This window comes from Streptomyces sp. JLYT201 (assembly GCF_059448825.1).
The window spans coordinates 714,067-730,790 of sequence record NZ_CM182551.1 but is presented as its reverse complement, the minus strand read 5'-3'; the positions used below and the strand labels follow the sequence as shown (position 1 = coordinate 730,790).

Here is a 16,724-nt window from a genome sequence, read left to right as displayed (position 1 = left end):
GCCGGCCGGGTCAGGCGTCCACCGGCCAGGTGCCTCGGCGGACCATCTCCACCACCTTGTCGGCGCCGTTGGCCCGGACGAGCAGCTCCAGCCGCGCGCGCTCGATGTCCTCCGCGCTCCACCGGTCGGTGGCCATGGTCCCCTTCTCGTGCGACCAGCCGTTGTCGTAGTGGCGTACGACGTAGTTCTTCTGGAAGTCCCACATCTTCGTGCCCGGCAGCGGCGTGACGATGAAGGGGTTGGCGTACGCCATGCCGTGGCCCATGAGGGTGACCGCGTAGTCGATGGTCTTCTCGATCTGCTCGAGGGACTCGATGTACGGCTCGTCCCCGGGCCGCTCGGGCGGATTGACGAACCCGAGCATGAAGCCGCCGGTGACCTGGATGCCGTACTCGGTGAACATCTCCACGATCTCGCCGGTCGCCTTCTGGAAGGCGTTGAGCCGGGGCTTGCCCGACTCCACGAGGCTGTCCTCGTTGGCGCTCTCCACCGCGAGGTAGACGCTGTAGCAGCCGCCGTCGGCCATGGCCTTGATCAGGTCCCGGCAGCTGAGCCCGGCCCGCATCGCCGCGAGGACGTTGCGGAAGTTGGGGTTGCGCCGCTCGGCCTCGTCCATGCCGTCCGCGAACTCGGCGCCCAGGTGCAGCAGCACCAGGTTGAACAGGCTCAGGCCGCCCTCCTCGACCCACGGCAGGTCGTGCTTGCGCAACAGCTTGAAGGTCTCCATCGCGTACAGCGGGTCGTGCAGCAAGTGGTCGTCCTCGATGAGGACTTCGGTCACGCCGTGCTTGCGTATCTCGGCCAGGTGCAGATCGAACCAGTCGGTCCCGAGCGCCCGCCACGGCCCGTTCACCATCGGGATGTAGCAGAAGTCGCAGCCCACGTTGCAGCCGATGGTCGAGAAGATCTGTGCCCAGGAGCCCCGGTCGCGCACCCGCTTGCCCGAGGAGTGGTAGGCCTGTTCGTACTGGCGCATGTCGAGCATGCCGAAGTCGGGCAGCGGCATCATGCCGAGCCGCTGGTCGAGGCCCTGGCGCTTGGGCAGGATGCGCATGTACGGCGACATGGCGGTCGTGCGCACCACGGCCCCGTCGGCGCGCCGGTAGGCGACGCTCGGCACGGCGTCGACGTCGCCGTCCGGCTCGGTCAGCGCCTGGAGGAGCGCGGTGAAGGTCTGGTCCGCCTCGTTGATGACCACGTAGTCGAAGGGGGAGTCCGGCACGGCGTACTGCCAGTCGCCGCTGGGGTGCGCGCCGCCGGTGACGGTCACGATGTCCGGGGAGATGTCCTTGATCAGGTCGGCGAGGGCGCGCGCGTTGCCCCACTGGACGGTGTAGATGCACTGGACACCGACGACATCGGGGTCGAACTCATCGATGAGGGCCCGCAGTTGCGTGTCGTCGAGGCCGTAGCGCACCAAGGTGCTGCCGCCCCCGATGTCCACGAGCCGGCGCTCCTGCTCCCACCCGGCGAAGGGGGAGTCGACGATGCGGACGTCGAAGCCGGAGAGCCGGGCGTTCGCCGCGATGCGCAGCAGGCCGATCGGCGTGCCCGCCCGCTTCATGACCTCGAACGTGTCCAGGCCGAGCGCCCGGAAGCTGCTCCTTTGCGGGGAGGGCTCCACGACGCGGGTGTACGAGGGAACGAGGAGCAGCACGCGGGGCGATTCCCCGCGGGCGCGCCGCCGGGCGCCGGACTTGGACGTACGCAGCGAGGGTCTGCCCAGGTGCCGCAGGGCAGCGCGTTCGGGGGCGCTGGAGAACTTGATGGACGGTTTCTCTATGAGCACGGGCGCATGGGCATCGGTTCGCGTCATGAGCGCTCCATCTGTTCGCAGGATGATGTCACCGGTGAGTTCGCTTGATCCGTCCGATCGATGTGTTCGCTTGATCCACTTTCTTAGCCTGGCCGCTGGATCTTTCCGCTTGACCTGTCCGCTTGGCCTGTCCGATGCGAACGGAGAATTTGTTCAGATCGTGACCGTCTCCTCACCGTGAGGACAGGGTTCCGCGGTGAATGGCGTGAATCAGCACCTGTGGCTTTGTTCCAGCGATCTGCGAGGATCTCTTGCCCCGCAAGAAACGACCCAGGGAGATCCCCGTGCCCCTCGCCACTCCCGCTGTCTCCCGCCTCGGCCGTCTGCTCGCCGTCGGCGGCACCGCCGCCGTGCTGGTCCTCGCGGGGAGCGCCGTCGGCGCCGCGCCCGCGGCCGCCGGGCGGACGGCACCCGCCGCCGGCGCCGCGGCGCACTCCGGTCCGTACGGTCAACTCCGTACCGTCGCCGCACTCTCCGCCGACCGCCTCGCCACCGCCGACCTCGTCGCCGCGGCCAAGTACGGCACGGGCAGCCCCATCGACGACCCCGCCCGCGAGCAGCAGGTACTGGACGCCGTGGCGCGCCAGGCGGTGGCGGTGGGCGGGGACCCGGAGGCGACCGTGCGCGTCTTCCGCGATCAGATCGAGGCGAACAAGCTCGTCCAGCGCGCCCTGCACCGGAAGTGGGACGCCGACCCCTCGACCGCACCCGGCGAGCGGCCCGATCTCGGCACGGTCCGCGAAAAGATCAACCGCGTCAACGGGGAACTCGTGCGCGCCCTCGCCGTGTCGACGCCCGCCCGCACCGCCCCGTACTGCGCCGGGCTGCTGACGGCAGCCGCCCTGCACGTACGGCACGAGAAGGTCCTGGACCCCCTGCACACGACAGCGTTGCGGAGAGCCTTGCCGTCCGTGTGCGGATAAGCAAGCGATGGCGAGAAGTCACCCCTGAATGGATGCACGTCGGCATACACCTCCCCCAGCACGTACGGAAAATGCGACCCTGAGGGATCAGCCGTTGTGAGGCCGGTGTGAGCCGAGCGTGAGGGAGTGTGCATGGGCGAAGTCTGGGTTGACGCGGGAGACGCGGCAGGGGCGGGTGCGCTCGCCGGATGGTTGCGGCGCGACCCCGGAATCGCGCGGTCGGGCATCGAGATCGAGTCCGCGGCATCCGCCCCTTCCGAACCGTCCGGCACGGACGGCGCGATGGGCGCCGTGGAGGTGGTCACCGCCGTCTTCGACAGCACGGTGGGCGTGCTGTCGCTGCTCGTGGCCGTCGCCGCCTGGCGCCGCCCGCGCGGCGCCCGACCACCCCTGGTGCGGGTCATCGAGGACGACGGAACGGTGGTGGAGGGAACCGCCCAGGAAGTGCTCGACACCGTACGGGCACGCCGCGAGCGCCAGCAGTCCGAAGCATGACCGTGCGCCTGTCGGCCCACACGTCCTCCCGGGCGGTCCTGATCGGGGTGCACGCCTACGCCGAGGAAGCCGGACTGTCCCCTTTACCCGCGGTGCAGCGCAACGTCAGCGCGCTGCGGGAGGTCCTGTGCGACGAGGTCGGCTGGGGCCTGTCGTCCGCCAGCTGCCGCGTCCTCGGGCCCGAGGCCACCGGCAGTGACGTGATGCGGGCCATCGACGAGGCGGTGCGCGAGGCGAGCGACACCCTCTTCGTCTACTACGCGGGGCACGGCCTGCTCCACCCCGACCGGCCCACCGAACTCCACCTGGCCCTGCACGACTCCAACGAGCGGCAGATGTGGCGGTCGCTGCCGTACGCCTACATCCGCGACGAGGTGCGCGCGGCCCACCGGCAGCGCCGGCTGAAGTGCGCCGTCGTGCTCGACTGCTGCTTCAGCGGCGCCGCCGTCGAAGGAGGCATGAGCCACCCCGAAGCGCTCCTGAAGCAGGCCGCCGACATCGACGGCGTCTGCGTGCTCACCTCCAGCGCCGCCACCGAACTGGCCTACGCGCCGCCCGGCGACGAGCTGTCCGCCTTCACCGGCGCCCTGGTCGACCTGGTCCGGACGGGGGTGCCCGAGGCCGGGCCCGTGCTCGACTTCGGCACGCTCCACGCGCGCCTGCACCAGCGTCTGAGCGCGCGGCAGCACCCCCAGCACCCCCAGCTCGGCACCCACAACTCCGGCGAGCGGATCGCCGTCTTCCGCAATCGGGCCTACGTCGAACAGGCACCGGCCGAGGAGCACCGGAACGCGGCGGCGCCGCAGCCGCCCCCGGCGGAGCGCCTGTTCGGCCGCGACCGCGAGCTGCGGGAGCTCGCCGAGGACGCCGCGAAGGGGCCCGGGCTCCTCGTCATCCACGGGCCGCCGGGCGTGGGCAAGTCGGCCCTGGCCGCCGAGCTCCACCAGCGGCTCACCGGCCGCCGCCCGGGGCACGCCGAGGCCGAGTTCCCCGTCGTCCTCCTGGACGACGTCACGGACGCCGCCGAGGTGGCCCGGACGGTCGAGTCCTCTCCCGACGCGCTCGTCGTGGTCACGAGCCGGGCCTCGCTCACCGAGGCGCGGCCCGGCACCCGCCGCTATCCGCTCGCTCCGCTCGCCCTGCGGGACGCGGTCGAGATGATGCGGCACCTGTGCGGGCTGACCGGGCACGACACCGAACTCGCCGAGATGGCCCGGATGCTGAGCTGCTTCCCGCTCGCCCTGTACTCCGTCGCCGCCCGGCTGCGCCGCACGCCGCCCGACCTCATGCTGGACGCCATGCGCGAGTCGGACCGGCCGCTGCAGCACCTGCGCTGGGACGACGACCGCGTCCGCGCCGCGTACACCATGTCGTACGAGGCGCTCGACGAGCGGCAGCGGCACGTCCTGCACGCCTGCGTCAGCCACCCCGGACCGGACTTCGACCGGCACTCGGCGGCGGCCCTGAGCCGGATGCCGCCCGGCATCTGCGGACTGATGCTGGAGGAACTCGTCGACGCGGGGCTGCTCCAGCGCAACGACGGGCGCTATGCGTTCCACGCCCTCTACCGCAGCTACTCGCAGACCAGTACCGAGGAGCAGGCCCTGTGCCGCACCTGGCTGTACCTGCACCTGCGGCGGCGCCTCAAGGTCACGCGCGAGGGCGGCGCCGACCGGGGCTGGCGGGTCGCGGCCCTGCCCGAACTGCGGGCCGCCGCGCGGGCGGCGCGCCGGGACCGGTGGACCGTGGCGACCGAGCTGACCTGCGAGGTGGCCGACGCCCTGCGCGAGGAGCGGTGCCTCGACGAGGCCAGGGAGGAGGCCGAGGCCGCCTACCGCTACGCGGCGGGCCGCGCCGACGGCCGGGGCATCGCCCGGGCCCGTGGCTGTCTGGCCCTCCTGGGCGGTGAGCACGGCCCCGGTGACCAGCGGCAGCGCGCCCGCGAAGTGGCCGCCGTACGGCAGGAGGTGACGGCCGAGCTGCGCCGGGCGGCCGCCACCGTGCGGCAGCGGCCGGGCGGCACGGCCGACCCGGCCGATCTCGGCCATCAGTTGATGAGCCTCGCCGAGCGGGCCCTGGTCTCCGGGCTCGTCGACGACGCCATGCGGTTCCAGGCCGAGGCCCACGCCTGCTTCGAGGAGGCGGGCGACGACAGGCTCCTGGCCGAGTGCCTCGTCGGGCAGGCGGCGCTGCACACGTTCGCCGGGCGGTTCCCGGCCGCGGCGGGCCTGGCCGACCGGGCCGCCGAGCTCCTCGCCGCCCACAGCGACACGGAGGGCGCCGCCCACGCCCACGCCTCGGCGGCGGAGGCCCTGCGCAAGGCGGGCGACCTCCCGGCGGCCGCCCAGCACGCCCAGCGCGCGCTCACCCGGTTCGAGACGGCCGGTGACCCCGCCAGCCTCAACTACGCCTACCGCCTGGCCGCGAAGATCGAATGGGCGCGGCAGAACCACGCGCTGGCCCGGGACCTCCTGGACAAGGCCCGCGAGCTGCCCCGCTACCCCGGCGCCGCCGAGGAGGGCCCGTCCACCCAGGCCATCGCCCACCCCTCGCGGGCCGCGCGGGCAGAGCGGCAGGGGGAGGGCGGAGCGGCCTCCCCCTGCCGCTCTGCCCCGGACCCGGAGCCCGGTCGGAGCGACCGTTGCCGGACGGGGTGACCCACGGCGAGAGCCCCGTAACGCGGGTGGCGCATGCGGCGCAGTACCGCATGTAATACACCTGGCACCTGGCATCTCACACCTGACACCTGACACCTGTGCCGCACACGGCACTTGTGTGCACGCAACGCCCGTAGGGAAAGCCGAGGCTTCCCTTTCCTCAGTGACCTAAGGACGGCCCGCATGGCCAACAGAGCCCTTCTGGTGATGGACGTTCAGCGAGACGTGGTGGACATCGCGCATGGCAGAGGCGCGTTCGCCGTAGGCGCGTACGACGGAGGGGCGGGCGACAGCTCGGAGTACCTCTCCCGCCTGGGCAAGGCGATCGACGGCGCCCGAGCCGCGGGCATCCCCGTCATCTACGTCGTGATGGGCCTGCGCGCGGACAAGGCGGAGGTGAGCCCGCGCAACAAGATAGTCACCACGGTCGCGCAGGCCGGCCTCTTCGCGGAAGGCAACCCCGGCAACGAGATCCACCCGGACGTCGCCCCCCAGGAGGGCGACGTCGTCGTCACGAAGCGGCGCGGCAGCGCCTTCTCGGGCAGCGACCTCGACCTGGTCCTGCGGGCCCGCGACATCGACAGCCTCGTCCTCACCGGCATCGCCACCAGCGGCGTCGTCCTCCACACCGTCTGCGGAGCCAACGACCTGGACCTCGACCTCACGGTCCTCGCCGACGCCTGCCTCGACCTCGACCCCGAAGTACACCGATTCCTCACGGAGAAACTGTTCCCGCAGTGGTTCGACGTCCTCACGGCAGAGGAATGGGTCACGAAGATCGCACCGTGAGGCCCGTGAGGCGGTTGTCTACCGTGCTCCCATGACAGGTTCCCCGCTGCCCCTGCTCTTTCTCGACGTCGACGGTCCCCTTCTCCCCTTCGGTGCGACGCGCGCACAACTGCCGAACGGGTACCCGATCTTCGAGACGGGGCGCGAACCGTGCGGAGCCGCGGAGAACCCCCTGATCACCCGGATCGACCCGGCACAAGGGCCACGACTGCTTGCCCTGCCCTGCGAACTGGTGTGGGCGACGACGTGGATGTCCGACGCGAACGACTGCGTCGCGCCCTGGCTGGGGCTGCCACGGCTGCCCGTGGTGGAGTGGCCGGAGCCTTCCGACGAGGGCGGGCCGAACGGTCTCCACTGGAAGACCCGGGCTCTCGTGGAGTGGGCGGAGGGGCGCGCCTTCGTCTGGGTCGACGACGAGGTCTCCGCCATGGACCGGTCCTGGGTGGCGGCCTGCCACCCAGGACCGTCCCTGCTCCACCGCGTCGACTCCCGGATCGGCCTGACCGACGCCGACTTCAGAACGCTCGACGGGTGGCTGCGGTCCGGCGGTTAGCGGGCCCCGGTGCACGCGGCTCCGTGGGAACGGCGTGGGCCGACGTAGCATGCCCCGAATGACGACGACTCCGGCATCGGCTTCGGGCTCGGGCGGTGAGGCGTTGCGGCCGTTCCGCATCGACGTACCCCAGAGCGACCTCGACGATCTGTACGGGCGGCTCGATCGCACCCGGTGGCCGGACGAGCTGCCGGGGGTGGGCTGGGCCTACGGCGCTCCGCGCGGCTACCTCCAGGAGCTGGCGCACTACTGGCGGCACGCGTACGACTGGCGGGCGGCCGAGGCGGAGCTGAACGAGTGGCCGCAGTTCACCACCACGATCGACGGCGCGAACGTCCACTTCGCGCACATCCGGTCGCCCGAGCCGGACGCGACCCCGCTGCTCATGACGCACGGCTGGCCCGGCTCGATCGTCGAGTTCGCCGACGTGGTCGGCCCGCTGACCCGGCCCCGCGCCCACGGCGCGCCGGACGCTGAGGCCTTTCACCTGGTGCTGCCCAGCATCCCGGGCTTCGGCTTCTCCGGGCCCACGGTGCAGACCGGCTGGGAGCTCAAGCGTGTCGCGGCCGCGTTCGCCGTGCTCATGGAGCGGCTCGGGTACGCGCGCTACGGCGTCCAGGGCGGCGACTGGGGAGCGGGCATCTCCAGGGAGCTCGGCCGCACCCGGCCGGAGCGGGTGAGGGGCGTCCATCTGAATCTGCTGCCGAACGCGTTCCAGGCCGCGGAACCCACCCCGGAGGAGCTCGCCCCGCTCGACCCGGGGCAGCGGGAGCGCGCTTCGGCCTCCTGGGCCCGCTTCCAGGCGTGGAGCCGCGACCGCCAGGGGTACGCCGACATCCAGGCCACCCGGCCGCAGACGCTCGCGTACGGCCTGACCGACTCCCCGGTGGGACAACTGGCCTGGATCGTGGAGAAGTTCAAGGAGTGGACCGAATCCGAGCACCGGCCCGAGGACGCGGTGGACCGCGACCGGATGCTCACCAACGTGATGGTGTACTGGCTCACGGGCACGGCCGGTTCGTCCGCCCGCATCTATTACGAGCGTGCCCACGCGGACTACTGGGGCACCCCGCCCGAGCCGTCGGAAACCCCGACCGCGCTCGCGGTCTTCCCGCACGACAACTTCATCCCCCTGCGGCACATCGCGGACCGCACCAACAACGTCGTGCAGTGGACGGAGTACGACCGGGGCGGCCACTTCCCCGCACTGGAACAGCCCGCGCTCCTCGTCGACGACATCCGGAGGTTCTTCCGGAGCCTCAAGGCCTAAGGGCTGCCGCCCCGGACCGGATGCCGGCAGTCGGCCGACCCTCAGGTGCGGTCGTGGAGGGTGATGTGGTAGCCGTCGGGGTCGGCGAAGGTGAAGGTCCGGCCGAAGGGGCCGTCGATCGGCGCGGAGACGATGGTGTGGCAGTCGGCGACGAGAGCGTCGTGGACGGCCTGGACGTCGGTGGCGTGGAGCCAGATCGCGGCACCGATGCCGGGCCGGGCGACGGAGGCGAGGTCGGTGCCGGGAAGGACGTCGCGGAGTGCGAACGCGATCGGCTTCGTCTCGAAGACGACGGCGTGCGGCGGCCCGGTCGGGGAGCGGACCAGGCCGAGGTACTGCTCGTAGAACGCCTGCGAGGCGTCGAGGTCGCGGGCTTGGAGCGAGATGAAGTCGGGGCCGGTGACGGGCATGGTGATGCTCCTTCTCTCCGTGTCAGGATCCTGACACGGGTCAACCTATGTCAGAATGCTGACATGCATCAAGACGGTGTCGACCTGGAGACGTCACTGGGCTACCTGCTGAAAGAGGCGTCGAGCGTTCTCCGCTCGGCCATGGAGGAGGTGCTGCGGCCGCTCGGGATGAGCGTGACGCACTACTCCTGCCTCGAACTGCTCGCCCAGCGGCCGGGCTTGTCGAACTCCGAGCTGGCGCGGGGCGCGTTCGTGACGCGGCAGTCGATGAACGTGCTGCTCCAGAACCTGGAACGAGAGGGCTACGTGACCAGGCCCGCCCAGGCGCCCGTCGGGAAGGCGCTTCCCGCGCGGCTCACGCCGCGCGGTCGGCAGAGCCTGGAGAAGGCGACCGCGGCGGTCCGGTCCGTCGAGGTCAGAATGCTGTCCGGCATGACCGAGACCGAGCAGTCGGACGCGTTCCGGGCCTTGAAGGGCATGATCCACTCCCTGCGCGAGGGCGACGGCGGTCGCTAGCCCCTTCCCCGGCGCCGGTCTCGTCGCGCCCGGACAGGGGTGCGGGCGCCGGACATTCCCAGCGGTCTGCCGCACGTCCCCAGCGGTCCGCCGGGCGATCCGGCGGCCGTGTCGTCGTCGAGGGTCAGGCCAGCAGCCGTGCGAGCGCGGCCATTTCGGTCTCCGGGTCCACGACGGGCTGGATCACGAGCTCGTCGACCCCCGCCTTCTCCAGCGCGTCGATCCGCTCGGTGACCTCGTCCCTGGTGCCGACCAGGCCGAACCTGTCCACCAGGGAGGGCACGATGAGCTCGCGGTCCTCGGGGGCGAGCCGGCCCAGGTAGTTGCGGTAGAGGGCCTGGTGACGCCCGGGATCGGTGGGTGTGGTGCCGCGCAGCTGGAGCAGGCGGTCGACAGCCGCGGCCTCCTGCGGAGGGAGGGCCGCCTGGAAGGCGGGGTTCTCCGCGCCGAGGATCAGTGCGCTCAGCGCGATGTGCCCCACCGCGTCCTTGACCGCATCACCGTAGCGGTCCTCGCCGTCGGCGAGGACGTACAGGGAGGACATGAGATACGAACGGGTCTCGGCGGCGCTGTCCGCTTCCTGGGCCGCCGCCTGCCGGGCCTGGCCGAGGGCGGTCCAGGCCGCGGGGTCGTGGAGTCCGAAGGAGATCAGTCCCGCGCCGAGCCGTCCGGCGACCGCGGCGGCCTTCGGGCCGAAGGCGGCGACGACGAACTCGACGGGCGCCCGGGTGTCGACGTAGGGACCGACGTGCAGGAACCGCACCTTGCTGGCCCGGGGCCCCTCGCGGTAGTCCGTCTCACGGCCCGCGGTGAGATCCTTCAGGGCGGCGGTGAACGACTCCAGCTCCGCCGTCTTCACAGGCCGCATGCCGAGCGTACGGCGAGCCGTGTTGCCGGTGCCGACCCCGCAGACGACGCGGCCGGGGGCGAGGGCGTTGAGGCTGCTGACGGCCGCCGCCGCGGCGGGTGCGGAACGCAGCGCCGGTGAGGTGACACCGATGCCGAGCCTGATCCGGCGGGTGGCCTTGGCGCAGAGGGCGAGGCTCACGAACGGGTCGCCGTGGACCATCGGTGAGTCGTACACCCAGAAACTGTCGAAGCCGAGTTCCTCCGCGCGGGCGGCCAGGTGTTCCACACCCGGCCCTGCTGTCGTGACGATGCCGGTGCGCATGGCGACTCTCCTCGCCGTCGAGTGAGGTGGCTGAACCACTCTTGGTTGCGGTTCGCTCGGCCACCGGTGAGGAGGCGTCGAATCGTCCGATCCATCACCGGCACGCCGTGCGACGGGCTGCCGACCGAGTCCGGGGGTGGACGACGAACGTGGCCTTCCCACCCCGGCCCGCTCCCACACATCGGGCGCCCGCGGGATCCCGCACCCGTCGGCCTGAGAGACACCTCCGCGCGGTGCTGTTTGACCTTGACACCGTGGCAAGGTCTTCACTGCTCGTCCAGGAGGTGGTCTCGATGACGGTCACGAGGCAGGACGCGGACGGCACGCGGGCGGTTCAGGGGCTGGAGGACGGTCGGGCGTCCGTGCGGCTGCGGGCCGCGCTGGAGGTGGGGACGGCGCCCGACCCGCGCTACGTGGACCAGGTCGTCGAGCGGTGCGCGGTCGAGCCCGAGTTCTTCGTCCGGGACATGCTGACCTGGGCGCTCACCCGTCACCCGGTGGAGGTGACGCTGCCCGCGCTGCTGCGCGAGACCCGCTCCGAGCGCGCGCAGGCGCGCAGCCAGGCGCTGCACACGCTGTCCAAGATCGGGGACCGGCGGGGGTGGCCCGCGCTCACGCGGACGCTGTTGTGCGACAGCGACGACGAGGTGGCGCGGAGCGCCTGGCGGGCCGCGGTCGTGCTCGTTCCGGAAGGTGCGGAGTCCGCGCTGGCCACGGTGCTGGCGACGCAGCTCGGGCGGGGTGGACGCGAGACGCAGCTGAGCCTCAGCCAGGCCCTCGCCGCGCTGGGGGAGGGAATCGTTCCGGTGCTGCGGGCTGCGACGATGGCCCCCGACCCGCGCGTGCGCACGCACGCGCTCGCCACGGAACGCCTGCTGCGCGACCCCGACGCCGGATTCGAGCTCGCGGTCGAGGAGGCGAAGCGCGTCGTGGCCCTCAGCGGGCCCGGCCAGGAGGGACGGTAGGACGTGTTGATCGGTGAGGTGGCGCGCCGCTCCGGGGTCAGTGCCCGCATGCTCCGGCACTACGAGTCGCTCGGCCTGGTGCGCCCTTCGGTCCGTACGGGCTCCGGCTACCGGGAGTACTCCGGGGCGGACGTCCAGCGGATCTTCCACGTCGAGAGCCTGCGGTCGCTGGGGCTTTCGCTGCGCGAGATCGGACGCGCGCTCGACGACCCCAGCTTCACGCCCGCAGCGCTCGTCGACGACCTCATCCGTCAGACGCGTGAGCGCATCGCCGCCCAGACCGAGCTGCTCACGCGGCTGCGCCGGATCGACGCGGCCGACCCCGCCGACTGGGAGGGCGTCCTCCAGGCCGTCGCGCTGCTCCAGGCGCTGGGGTCGAAGCGGGCCGACGTGCGCCAGCGGGCGGCCCTCTCCTGCGACGAGGTTCCGGTGCCGGTGGAGGCCCTGGTCGAGGCGGCTCTGAGCGAGGCCGACCCGAACGTCGCCGGGGCCCTTCAGTGGGCCCTGGCGCGCTCGGCGGGCGAGGGCACGGCCCTGCTGGCCGAGGCCCTCGCCGCACCGGAGGCCGCGGTGCGCGAACGCGCCGTCCAGTGCCTCGCCGAGATGCCCGGCGAGGAGGCAGCGGCGCGGCTGCGGGACGCCCTCGGGAGTTCCGACGCCGTGGTGCGCGGATACGCGGCACTGGCACTCGGGGCGTCCGGTGTGGCCGACGCCGCCCCCACGCTCATCGACATGATCGTGGAGGGACGGCGCGACACGGACGCGGCCGACGCGCTGAGCGTGCTGGCGAGCGATACCGCGACGGCGGACCGGATCGCGAGCGCGCTCGTCGACCGCCTCGCGCACGACGCGAGCCGAGCGCCCGCACGCGGACGGCTGACCCAGGCACTGGCGGGCATCCCGGGCGAGACGGCCGCCCACGCCCTCGGGGAGCTGGCGCACGACGCGGACCGTGCCGTGGCCGTGACGGCGGCGTATCTGCTCCAGCTGCGCGACGCCCGGTGAGGGCGCGGGCCGCGGCACCGGCGCGGAAGGCACCCGCCTACCGCGCCAGCGCGGCCGGCGCGTCCAGGCGCGTCAGCTTCCGCGGGTTGCGGACCACGTAGATCCGCGTGACCCGGCCGTGTTCCACCGTGAGGCTCACCGCGGCGGGTTCGCCGTCGAAGGCGACGCGGCCCGCGGGGGCGCCGTTGAGCCAGACCGGCCGCGCGTCGAGCACGGTGACCACCCGGTGGGCGCGGGCCAGCAGGGGCGCCACCGCGTCCGCTCCGTGGATCGGGGTCAGCGCGGCGGCGACGAGGCCTCCGCCGTCGGCGATCATGACCACGTCCGGGGCCATGACCTCCATCAGCTCCTGGAGGTGCCCGGTGCGCAGCGCGGCCAGGAACCGGTCCACCACGGCCTGCTGCTCCGACGGGCTCACCCGCACCCGGGGGCGCCGGGCCGCCACGTGCTCGCGGGCCCGCCTCGCGATCTGCCGTACCGCGGCGGGGGACTTCCCGACGGCCCCGGCGATCTCGCCGTACGGCATCTCGAAGACCTCGCGCAGGACGAACACCGCCCGCTCCGTGGGCGCGAGCGTCTCCAGGACGGTCAGCATCGCGACGGAGACGCTGTCGGCGAGTTCGACGTCCTCGGCGACGTCGGGGCTGGTGAGCAGCGGCTCCGGCAGCCACTGGCCGACGTAGTCCTCGCGGTTGCGCGCCAGCGTGCGCAGCCGGTTGAGGGCCTGGCGCGTGACGAGCCGGACGAGATAGGCGCGGGGGTCGCGCACCCCCGGGCGGTCGACGCGGGCCCACCGCAGCCAGGACTCCTGGAGCACGTCCTCGGCGTCGGCCGCCGAGCCGAGCATCTCGTAGACGACGGTGAACAGCAGGCTGCGGTGGGTGACGAAGGGGTCGTCGGTCATGACGCGGAGGCTGCGCCGGACCGCTGCGGACGGGCCGCCAGGGGGATCTCGCAGGCGGACGAGAAGCCCTGCGACTCGACGCCGTTCGCCACGTTGGCCCGGGTCGCCAGGTTGACGAAGGCGATGAACGCCGTGAGTTCGACCATCGCAGCCGGGCCGAGCCGCCCGAGCAGTCCCGCGTACAGCTCGTCGGTGACGGTCAGCGGCGTGCTGCTCATGGCCTCGGCGTACGCCATGACGTCCCGCTCCAGCGGGGTGAAGACCTCCGCGTCGCGCCAGCGCGGCACCTGGCTCGCCTTGGCCAGGTCAAGCCGGGCGTCGTGCGCCTGGAAGTAGCCGACGTCCAGGCACCAGCCGCACCCGACGAGGGCCGCGACGGCCATGTGCGCGAACGACTTGAGGCTCGCGTCGACCGCGTCCCAGGCGGCCACCTTGCTGCCGAACTCCAGGTTGTCCTGGGCGACCTGCGGGCTGTGCCAGACGACTTCGACGTTCTCGGGCACGCCCCCGAGTTGGTCGATCATGGTGCGGGTGAGCTCGGCGGGGAGCTCGGCCTTCGGGATGCGCAGGGCCATGGCGGTTCTCCTTGGACGAGTGCCTGATCGGCTGTTCGCCATGAAGACACCGCCGGGCCCGCGGATGTGACACCCGGGCTCAGGACCGCGCCGCCACCTTCCGGGCCCACCGGTAGTCCGCCTTGCCGCTGGGCGAGCGCTGGATGTGGTCGGTGAACACCGCGGAGCGCGGGATCTTGTAGCCGGCGAGACGGGCGCGGCAGTGGGTCTGAAGGGCCGCCAGGTCCAGCGGCGCGGCCTCGGGGCGGAGCTGGACGACGGCCGCGACGCGGGTGCCCCAGCGCTCGTCCGGCACCCCGGCGACCAGCGCGTCGTACACGTCGGGGTGGGACTTCAGGGCCTGCTCGACCTCTTCGGGGTACACCTTCTCGCCGCCGGTGTTGATGCACTGCGAGCCGCGGCCGAGGACCGTGACGATGCCCTCGGTGTCGACCGTGGCCATGTCGCCGAGCAGGACCCAGCGCTCGTCGCCGCGCTGGAAGAAGGTCTCGGCGGTCTTCACGGGGTCGTTGTAGTAGCCGAGCGGGACGTGGCCGCGCTGGGCGATGCGGCCGGGCTCGCCGACGGCGACCGGCTCGTGGGTCACCAGGTCCACCACCTGCGTACGGGAGTTGACCTGGATGCGGAAGCCGCGCTCGGGCCCCGAGTCGTCCGTGGCGGTGCCGTTGAAGCCGGACTCGGACGAGCCGAAGTTGTTGAGGAGCATGACGTTCGGGGCGAGCCGCGCGAACTGGGCGCGGACCGTCTCCGACATGATCGCGCCGGAGGAGGAGACGCTGAAGAGGGAGGAGAGGTCCGTGCCCGCGCAGGGCCCGGTCAGCGCGTCGATCAGGGGGCGCAGCATCGCGTCGCCCACCAGGGAGACGCTGGTGACCCGCTCGCGCTCGATGGTGCGCAGCACCTCCTCGGGGGCGAACCTGCGGTGGATGACCAGGCGTTGGCCGAAGTGGAAGCAGATGAAGGCGGTCAGCGTCGAGGTGCCGTGCATGAGCGGGGGCGTCGGGAAGAACGTGATGCCGTCGCCGCCGGCCGCCACCCGCTCGGCCAGCTCCTCGGGCCGGGTGACCGGCTCGCCCGTCGGCGCTCCGCCGCCGAGCCCGGAGAAGAACAGGTCCTCCTGGCGCCACATCACGCCCTTGGGCATGCCGGTCGTGCCGCCGGTGTAGATGATGAACAGGTCGTCCGCGGAGCGCGGCGCGAAGCCGCGCGCGGGCGAGCCGGACGCCTCCGCGGCGGCGAAGGGCACCGCCCGCGGCCCGGCCTCGGCGGCCTCGCCGACCCGGATCAGATGCCGCAGCCCGGGCGCGCGGGGGAGCGCCGCCGCCACCCGCCCGGCGAACTCGGCGTCGAAGACGAGCGCCGCCAGGTCCGCGTCCCGGTAGAGGTAGGCCAACTCCTCCTCGACGTAGCGGTAGTTGACGTTCACCGGGACGAGGCGGGCCTTGAGGCAGCCGAGGACCGTCTGGAGGTACTCCACGCCGTTGTACAGATGCAGGCCGAGGTGCTCGCCGGGGGTGAGGCCGCTGTCGATCAGGTGGTGGGCGACGCGGTTGGCGGCCGCGTCGAGCTCCGCGTACGTCAGGCGGCGCTCGGCCCCGGTGCCGGGGTGGTCCAGATACACGAGCGCCTCGCGGTCCGGCACCGCGTCGACGACTGACTCGAACAGGTCGGCAAGGTTGTACTCCACCGCTCCTCCTGACCCCGACGCCGTGACGTGCCGTGTGGCGGTCATCACAGCAGAGGGGCCCGGAAGGCGGAAGGGGCCGTGCGGAAGAAATCTGACTGAGTGTCAGAATGCTATTGAACTGCCACCTCGCCTCCTGCAACCTGTTCCAGGTCTGAATGACGGGAGGACGGCCATGGGTGGCACGGAACATCTCTCCGTGCGGCGCGAAGGCGCCACACTGGTGCTCACGCTGAACCGGCCCGAAGCCAGGAACGCGCTCTCACTGCCGATGCTCGTGGGCCTGTACGACGGCTGGCTGGCCGCCGACGCGGAGGACGGCGTGCGGTCCGTCGTCCTCACCGGCGCGGGCGGCGCGTTCTGCGCGGGCATGGACCTGAAGGCCCTGGCGGGCAAGGGAATGGAGGGCGCCGAGGACCGCGAGTGCCGCGCGCGGCTCGCGGCGGACCCCGATCTGCACTGGAAGGCGATGCTGCGCCACCACCGGCCGCGCAAACCCGTCCTGGCCGCCGTCGAAGGGCCCTGCGTGGCGGGCGGCACCGAGATCCTCCAGGGCACCGACATCCGCGTGGCGGGCGAGTCCGCGACCTTCGGGCTCTTCGAGGTCAGGCGCGGGCTCTTCCCCATCGGCGGCTCCACGGTGCGCCTCCAGCGGCAGATCCCGCGCACCCACGCCCTGGAGATGCTGCTCACCGGCCGCCCGTACACCGCCCGGGAGGCCGCCGACGTGGGCCTCATCGGCCACGTCGTGCCGGACGGCACCGCCCTGGAGCGGGCCCTCGCCATCGCCGAGCGGATCAACGCCTGCGGTCCCCTCGCCGTCGAGGCGGTCAAGGCCTCCGTGTACGAGACCGCCGACCTGAGCGAGGCCGACGGGCTGGCCGCCGAACTCAAGCGCGGCTGGCCCGTCTTCGACACCGCCGACGCCAAGGAAGGCGCCCGCGCCTTCGCCGAGAAGCGCCCGCCCGTCTACCGGCGGGCCTGACCCGAG

16 protein-coding genes are annotated in these 16,724 nt (G+C 72.4%); 10 read left to right on the top strand and 6 right to left on the bottom strand.

What is annotated here, in order from left to right; all coding sequences use genetic code 11:
- Positions 1–10: 10 nt before the first annotated feature.
- Entirely contained in the window at positions 11–1,816 is a 1,806-nt protein-coding gene (locus tag AC5WAM_RS02995) for a B12-binding domain-containing radical SAM protein (protein WP_495521444.1), read from the bottom strand.
- Between the two features lie 284 nt (positions 1,817–2,100).
- On the opposite strand from AC5WAM_RS02995, the gene AC5WAM_RS02990 reads away from it, so the two are divergent.
- From AC5WAM_RS02990 to AC5WAM_RS02965, 6 genes are all read left to right on the top strand, one after another.
- Complete coding sequence (locus AC5WAM_RS02990; RefSeq protein WP_495521443.1) at positions 2,101–2,739, top strand: chorismate mutase; 639 nt, start codon at positions 2,101–2,103, stop codon at positions 2,737–2,739.
- Positions 2,740–2,871: 132 nt separating this feature from the next.
- On the top strand, positions 2,872–3,234 hold the full coding sequence (locus AC5WAM_RS02985) for an effector-associated constant component EACC1 (protein WP_366789954.1): 363 nt from the start codon (positions 2,872–2,874) through the stop codon (positions 3,232–3,234).
- Positions 3,231–5,891: a caspase, EACC1-associated type gene (locus AC5WAM_RS02980; protein ID WP_495521442.1), complete on the top strand. Its 2,661-nt coding sequence runs from the start codon at positions 3,231–3,233 to the stop codon at positions 5,889–5,891. The genes AC5WAM_RS02985 and AC5WAM_RS02980 overlap by 4 nt, the downstream gene beginning before the upstream one ends.
- A gap of 183 nt (positions 5,892–6,074) precedes the next feature.
- Complete coding sequence (locus tag AC5WAM_RS02975) at positions 6,075–6,680, top strand: cysteine hydrolase family protein (RefSeq protein WP_495521441.1); 606 nt, start codon at positions 6,075–6,077, stop codon at positions 6,678–6,680.
- 31 nt (positions 6,681–6,711) lie between these two features.
- Entirely contained in the window at positions 6,712–7,233 is a 522-nt protein-coding gene (locus AC5WAM_RS02970; RefSeq protein WP_495521440.1) for an HAD domain-containing protein, read from the top strand.
- Between the two features lie 58 nt (positions 7,234–7,291).
- On the top strand, positions 7,292–8,503 hold the full coding sequence (locus tag AC5WAM_RS02965; protein ID WP_495521439.1) for an epoxide hydrolase family protein: 1,212 nt from the start codon (positions 7,292–7,294) through the stop codon (positions 8,501–8,503).
- Positions 8,504–8,544: 41 nt separating this feature from the next.
- Here AC5WAM_RS02965 and AC5WAM_RS02960 read toward each other — a convergent pair whose 3' ends face one another.
- Positions 8,545–8,913 (bottom strand): VOC family protein, encoded by a 369-nt coding sequence (locus tag AC5WAM_RS02960; protein ID WP_495521438.1) that lies wholly within the window; start codon positions 8,911–8,913, stop codon positions 8,545–8,547.
- Positions 8,914–8,976: 63 nt separating this feature from the next.
- On the opposite strand from AC5WAM_RS02960, the gene AC5WAM_RS02955 reads away from it, so the two are divergent.
- Positions 8,977–9,429 (top strand): MarR family winged helix-turn-helix transcriptional regulator, encoded by a 453-nt coding sequence (locus AC5WAM_RS02955; RefSeq protein ID WP_366789959.1) that lies wholly within the window; start codon positions 8,977–8,979, stop codon positions 9,427–9,429.
- Between the two features lie 124 nt (positions 9,430–9,553).
- On the opposite strand, the gene AC5WAM_RS02950 is transcribed toward AC5WAM_RS02955, so the two are convergent.
- Positions 9,554–10,600 (bottom strand): LLM class flavin-dependent oxidoreductase, encoded by a 1,047-nt coding sequence (locus AC5WAM_RS02950; protein ID WP_495521437.1) that lies wholly within the window; start codon positions 10,598–10,600, stop codon positions 9,554–9,556.
- Between the two features lie 293 nt (positions 10,601–10,893).
- Here AC5WAM_RS02950 and AC5WAM_RS02945 point away from each other — a divergent pair, with 293 nt between their 5' ends.
- Complete coding sequence (locus AC5WAM_RS02945; RefSeq protein WP_366790034.1) at positions 10,894–11,565, top strand: HEAT repeat domain-containing protein; 672 nt, start codon at positions 10,894–10,896, stop codon at positions 11,563–11,565.
- 3 nt (positions 11,566–11,568) lie between these two features.
- The gene (locus AC5WAM_RS02940; protein ID WP_495521436.1) at positions 11,569–12,570 is read left to right on the top strand and encodes a MerR family transcriptional regulator; all 1,002 of its coding nucleotides are present in this window, start codon (positions 11,569–11,571) and stop codon (positions 12,568–12,570) included.
- 37 nt (positions 12,571–12,607) lie between these two features.
- Here the strand turns inward: AC5WAM_RS02940 and AC5WAM_RS02935 are convergent, their stop codons facing one another.
- The 3 genes from AC5WAM_RS02935 to AC5WAM_RS02925 form a co-directional block, all read right to left on the bottom strand.
- The gene (locus AC5WAM_RS02935) at positions 12,608–13,474 is read right to left on the bottom strand and encodes an RNA polymerase sigma-70 factor (protein ID WP_495521435.1); all 867 of its coding nucleotides are present in this window, start codon (positions 13,472–13,474) and stop codon (positions 12,608–12,610) included.
- A complete protein-coding gene (locus AC5WAM_RS02930; RefSeq protein WP_495521434.1) occupies positions 13,471–14,049 on the bottom strand; it encodes a carboxymuconolactone decarboxylase family protein in 579 nt (192 codons plus the stop codon). The genes AC5WAM_RS02935 and AC5WAM_RS02930 overlap by 4 nt, the downstream gene beginning before the upstream one ends.
- Positions 14,050–14,128: 79 nt before the next feature.
- Entirely contained in the window at positions 14,129–15,736 is a 1,608-nt protein-coding gene (locus AC5WAM_RS02925; RefSeq protein WP_495521433.1) for an acyl-CoA synthetase, read from the bottom strand.
- A 172-nt stretch (positions 15,737–15,908) separates the two neighbouring features.
- Here AC5WAM_RS02925 and AC5WAM_RS02920 point away from each other — a divergent pair, with 172 nt between their 5' ends.
- Positions 15,909–16,718, top strand: coding sequence for a crotonase/enoyl-CoA hydratase family protein (locus tag AC5WAM_RS02920; RefSeq protein WP_495521432.1), 810 nt, complete (start codon positions 15,909–15,911; stop codon positions 16,716–16,718).
- Positions 16,719–16,724: the final 6 nt, after the last annotated feature.

What these genes read in the sequence shown, in the direction of transcription:
- AC5WAM_RS02980 (WP_495521442.1), top strand. Translation starts at nt 3,231, where the DNA reads ATGACCGTGCGCCTGTCGGCCCACACGTCCTCCCGGGCGGTCCTGATC.
- AC5WAM_RS02975 (WP_495521441.1), top strand. Translation starts at nt 6,075, where the DNA reads ATGGCCAACAGAGCCCTTCTGGTGATGGACGTTCAGCGAGACGTGGTG.
- AC5WAM_RS02935 (WP_495521435.1), bottom strand. Translation starts at nt 13,474, where the DNA reads ATGACCGACGACCCCTTCGTCACCCACCGCAGCCTGCTGTTCACCGTC.
- AC5WAM_RS02950 (WP_495521437.1), bottom strand. Translation starts at nt 10,600, where the DNA reads ATGCGCACCGGCATCGTCACGACAGCAGGGCCGGGTGTGGAACACCTG.
- AC5WAM_RS02995 (WP_495521444.1), bottom strand. Translation starts at nt 1,816, where the DNA reads ATGACGCGAACCGATGCCCATGCGCCCGTGCTCATAGAGAAACCGTCC.
- AC5WAM_RS02985 (WP_366789954.1), top strand. Translation starts at nt 2,872, where the DNA reads ATGGGCGAAGTCTGGGTTGACGCGGGAGACGCGGCAGGGGCGGGTGCG.
- AC5WAM_RS02920 (WP_495521432.1), top strand. Translation starts at nt 15,909, where the DNA reads ATGGGTGGCACGGAACATCTCTCCGTGCGGCGCGAAGGCGCCACACTG.
- AC5WAM_RS02955 (WP_366789959.1), top strand. Translation starts at nt 8,977, where the DNA reads ATGCATCAAGACGGTGTCGACCTGGAGACGTCACTGGGCTACCTGCTG.
- AC5WAM_RS02970 (WP_495521440.1), top strand. Translation starts at nt 6,712, where the DNA reads ATGACAGGTTCCCCGCTGCCCCTGCTCTTTCTCGACGTCGACGGTCCC.
- AC5WAM_RS02965 (WP_495521439.1), top strand. Translation starts at nt 7,292, where the DNA reads ATGACGACGACTCCGGCATCGGCTTCGGGCTCGGGCGGTGAGGCGTTG.
- AC5WAM_RS02960 (WP_495521438.1), bottom strand. Translation starts at nt 8,913, where the DNA reads ATGCCCGTCACCGGCCCCGACTTCATCTCGCTCCAAGCCCGCGACCTC.
- AC5WAM_RS02930 (WP_495521434.1), bottom strand. Translation starts at nt 14,049, where the DNA reads ATGGCCCTGCGCATCCCGAAGGCCGAGCTCCCCGCCGAGCTCACCCGC.
- AC5WAM_RS02945 (WP_366790034.1), top strand. Translation starts at nt 10,894, where the DNA reads ATGACGGTCACGAGGCAGGACGCGGACGGCACGCGGGCGGTTCAGGGG.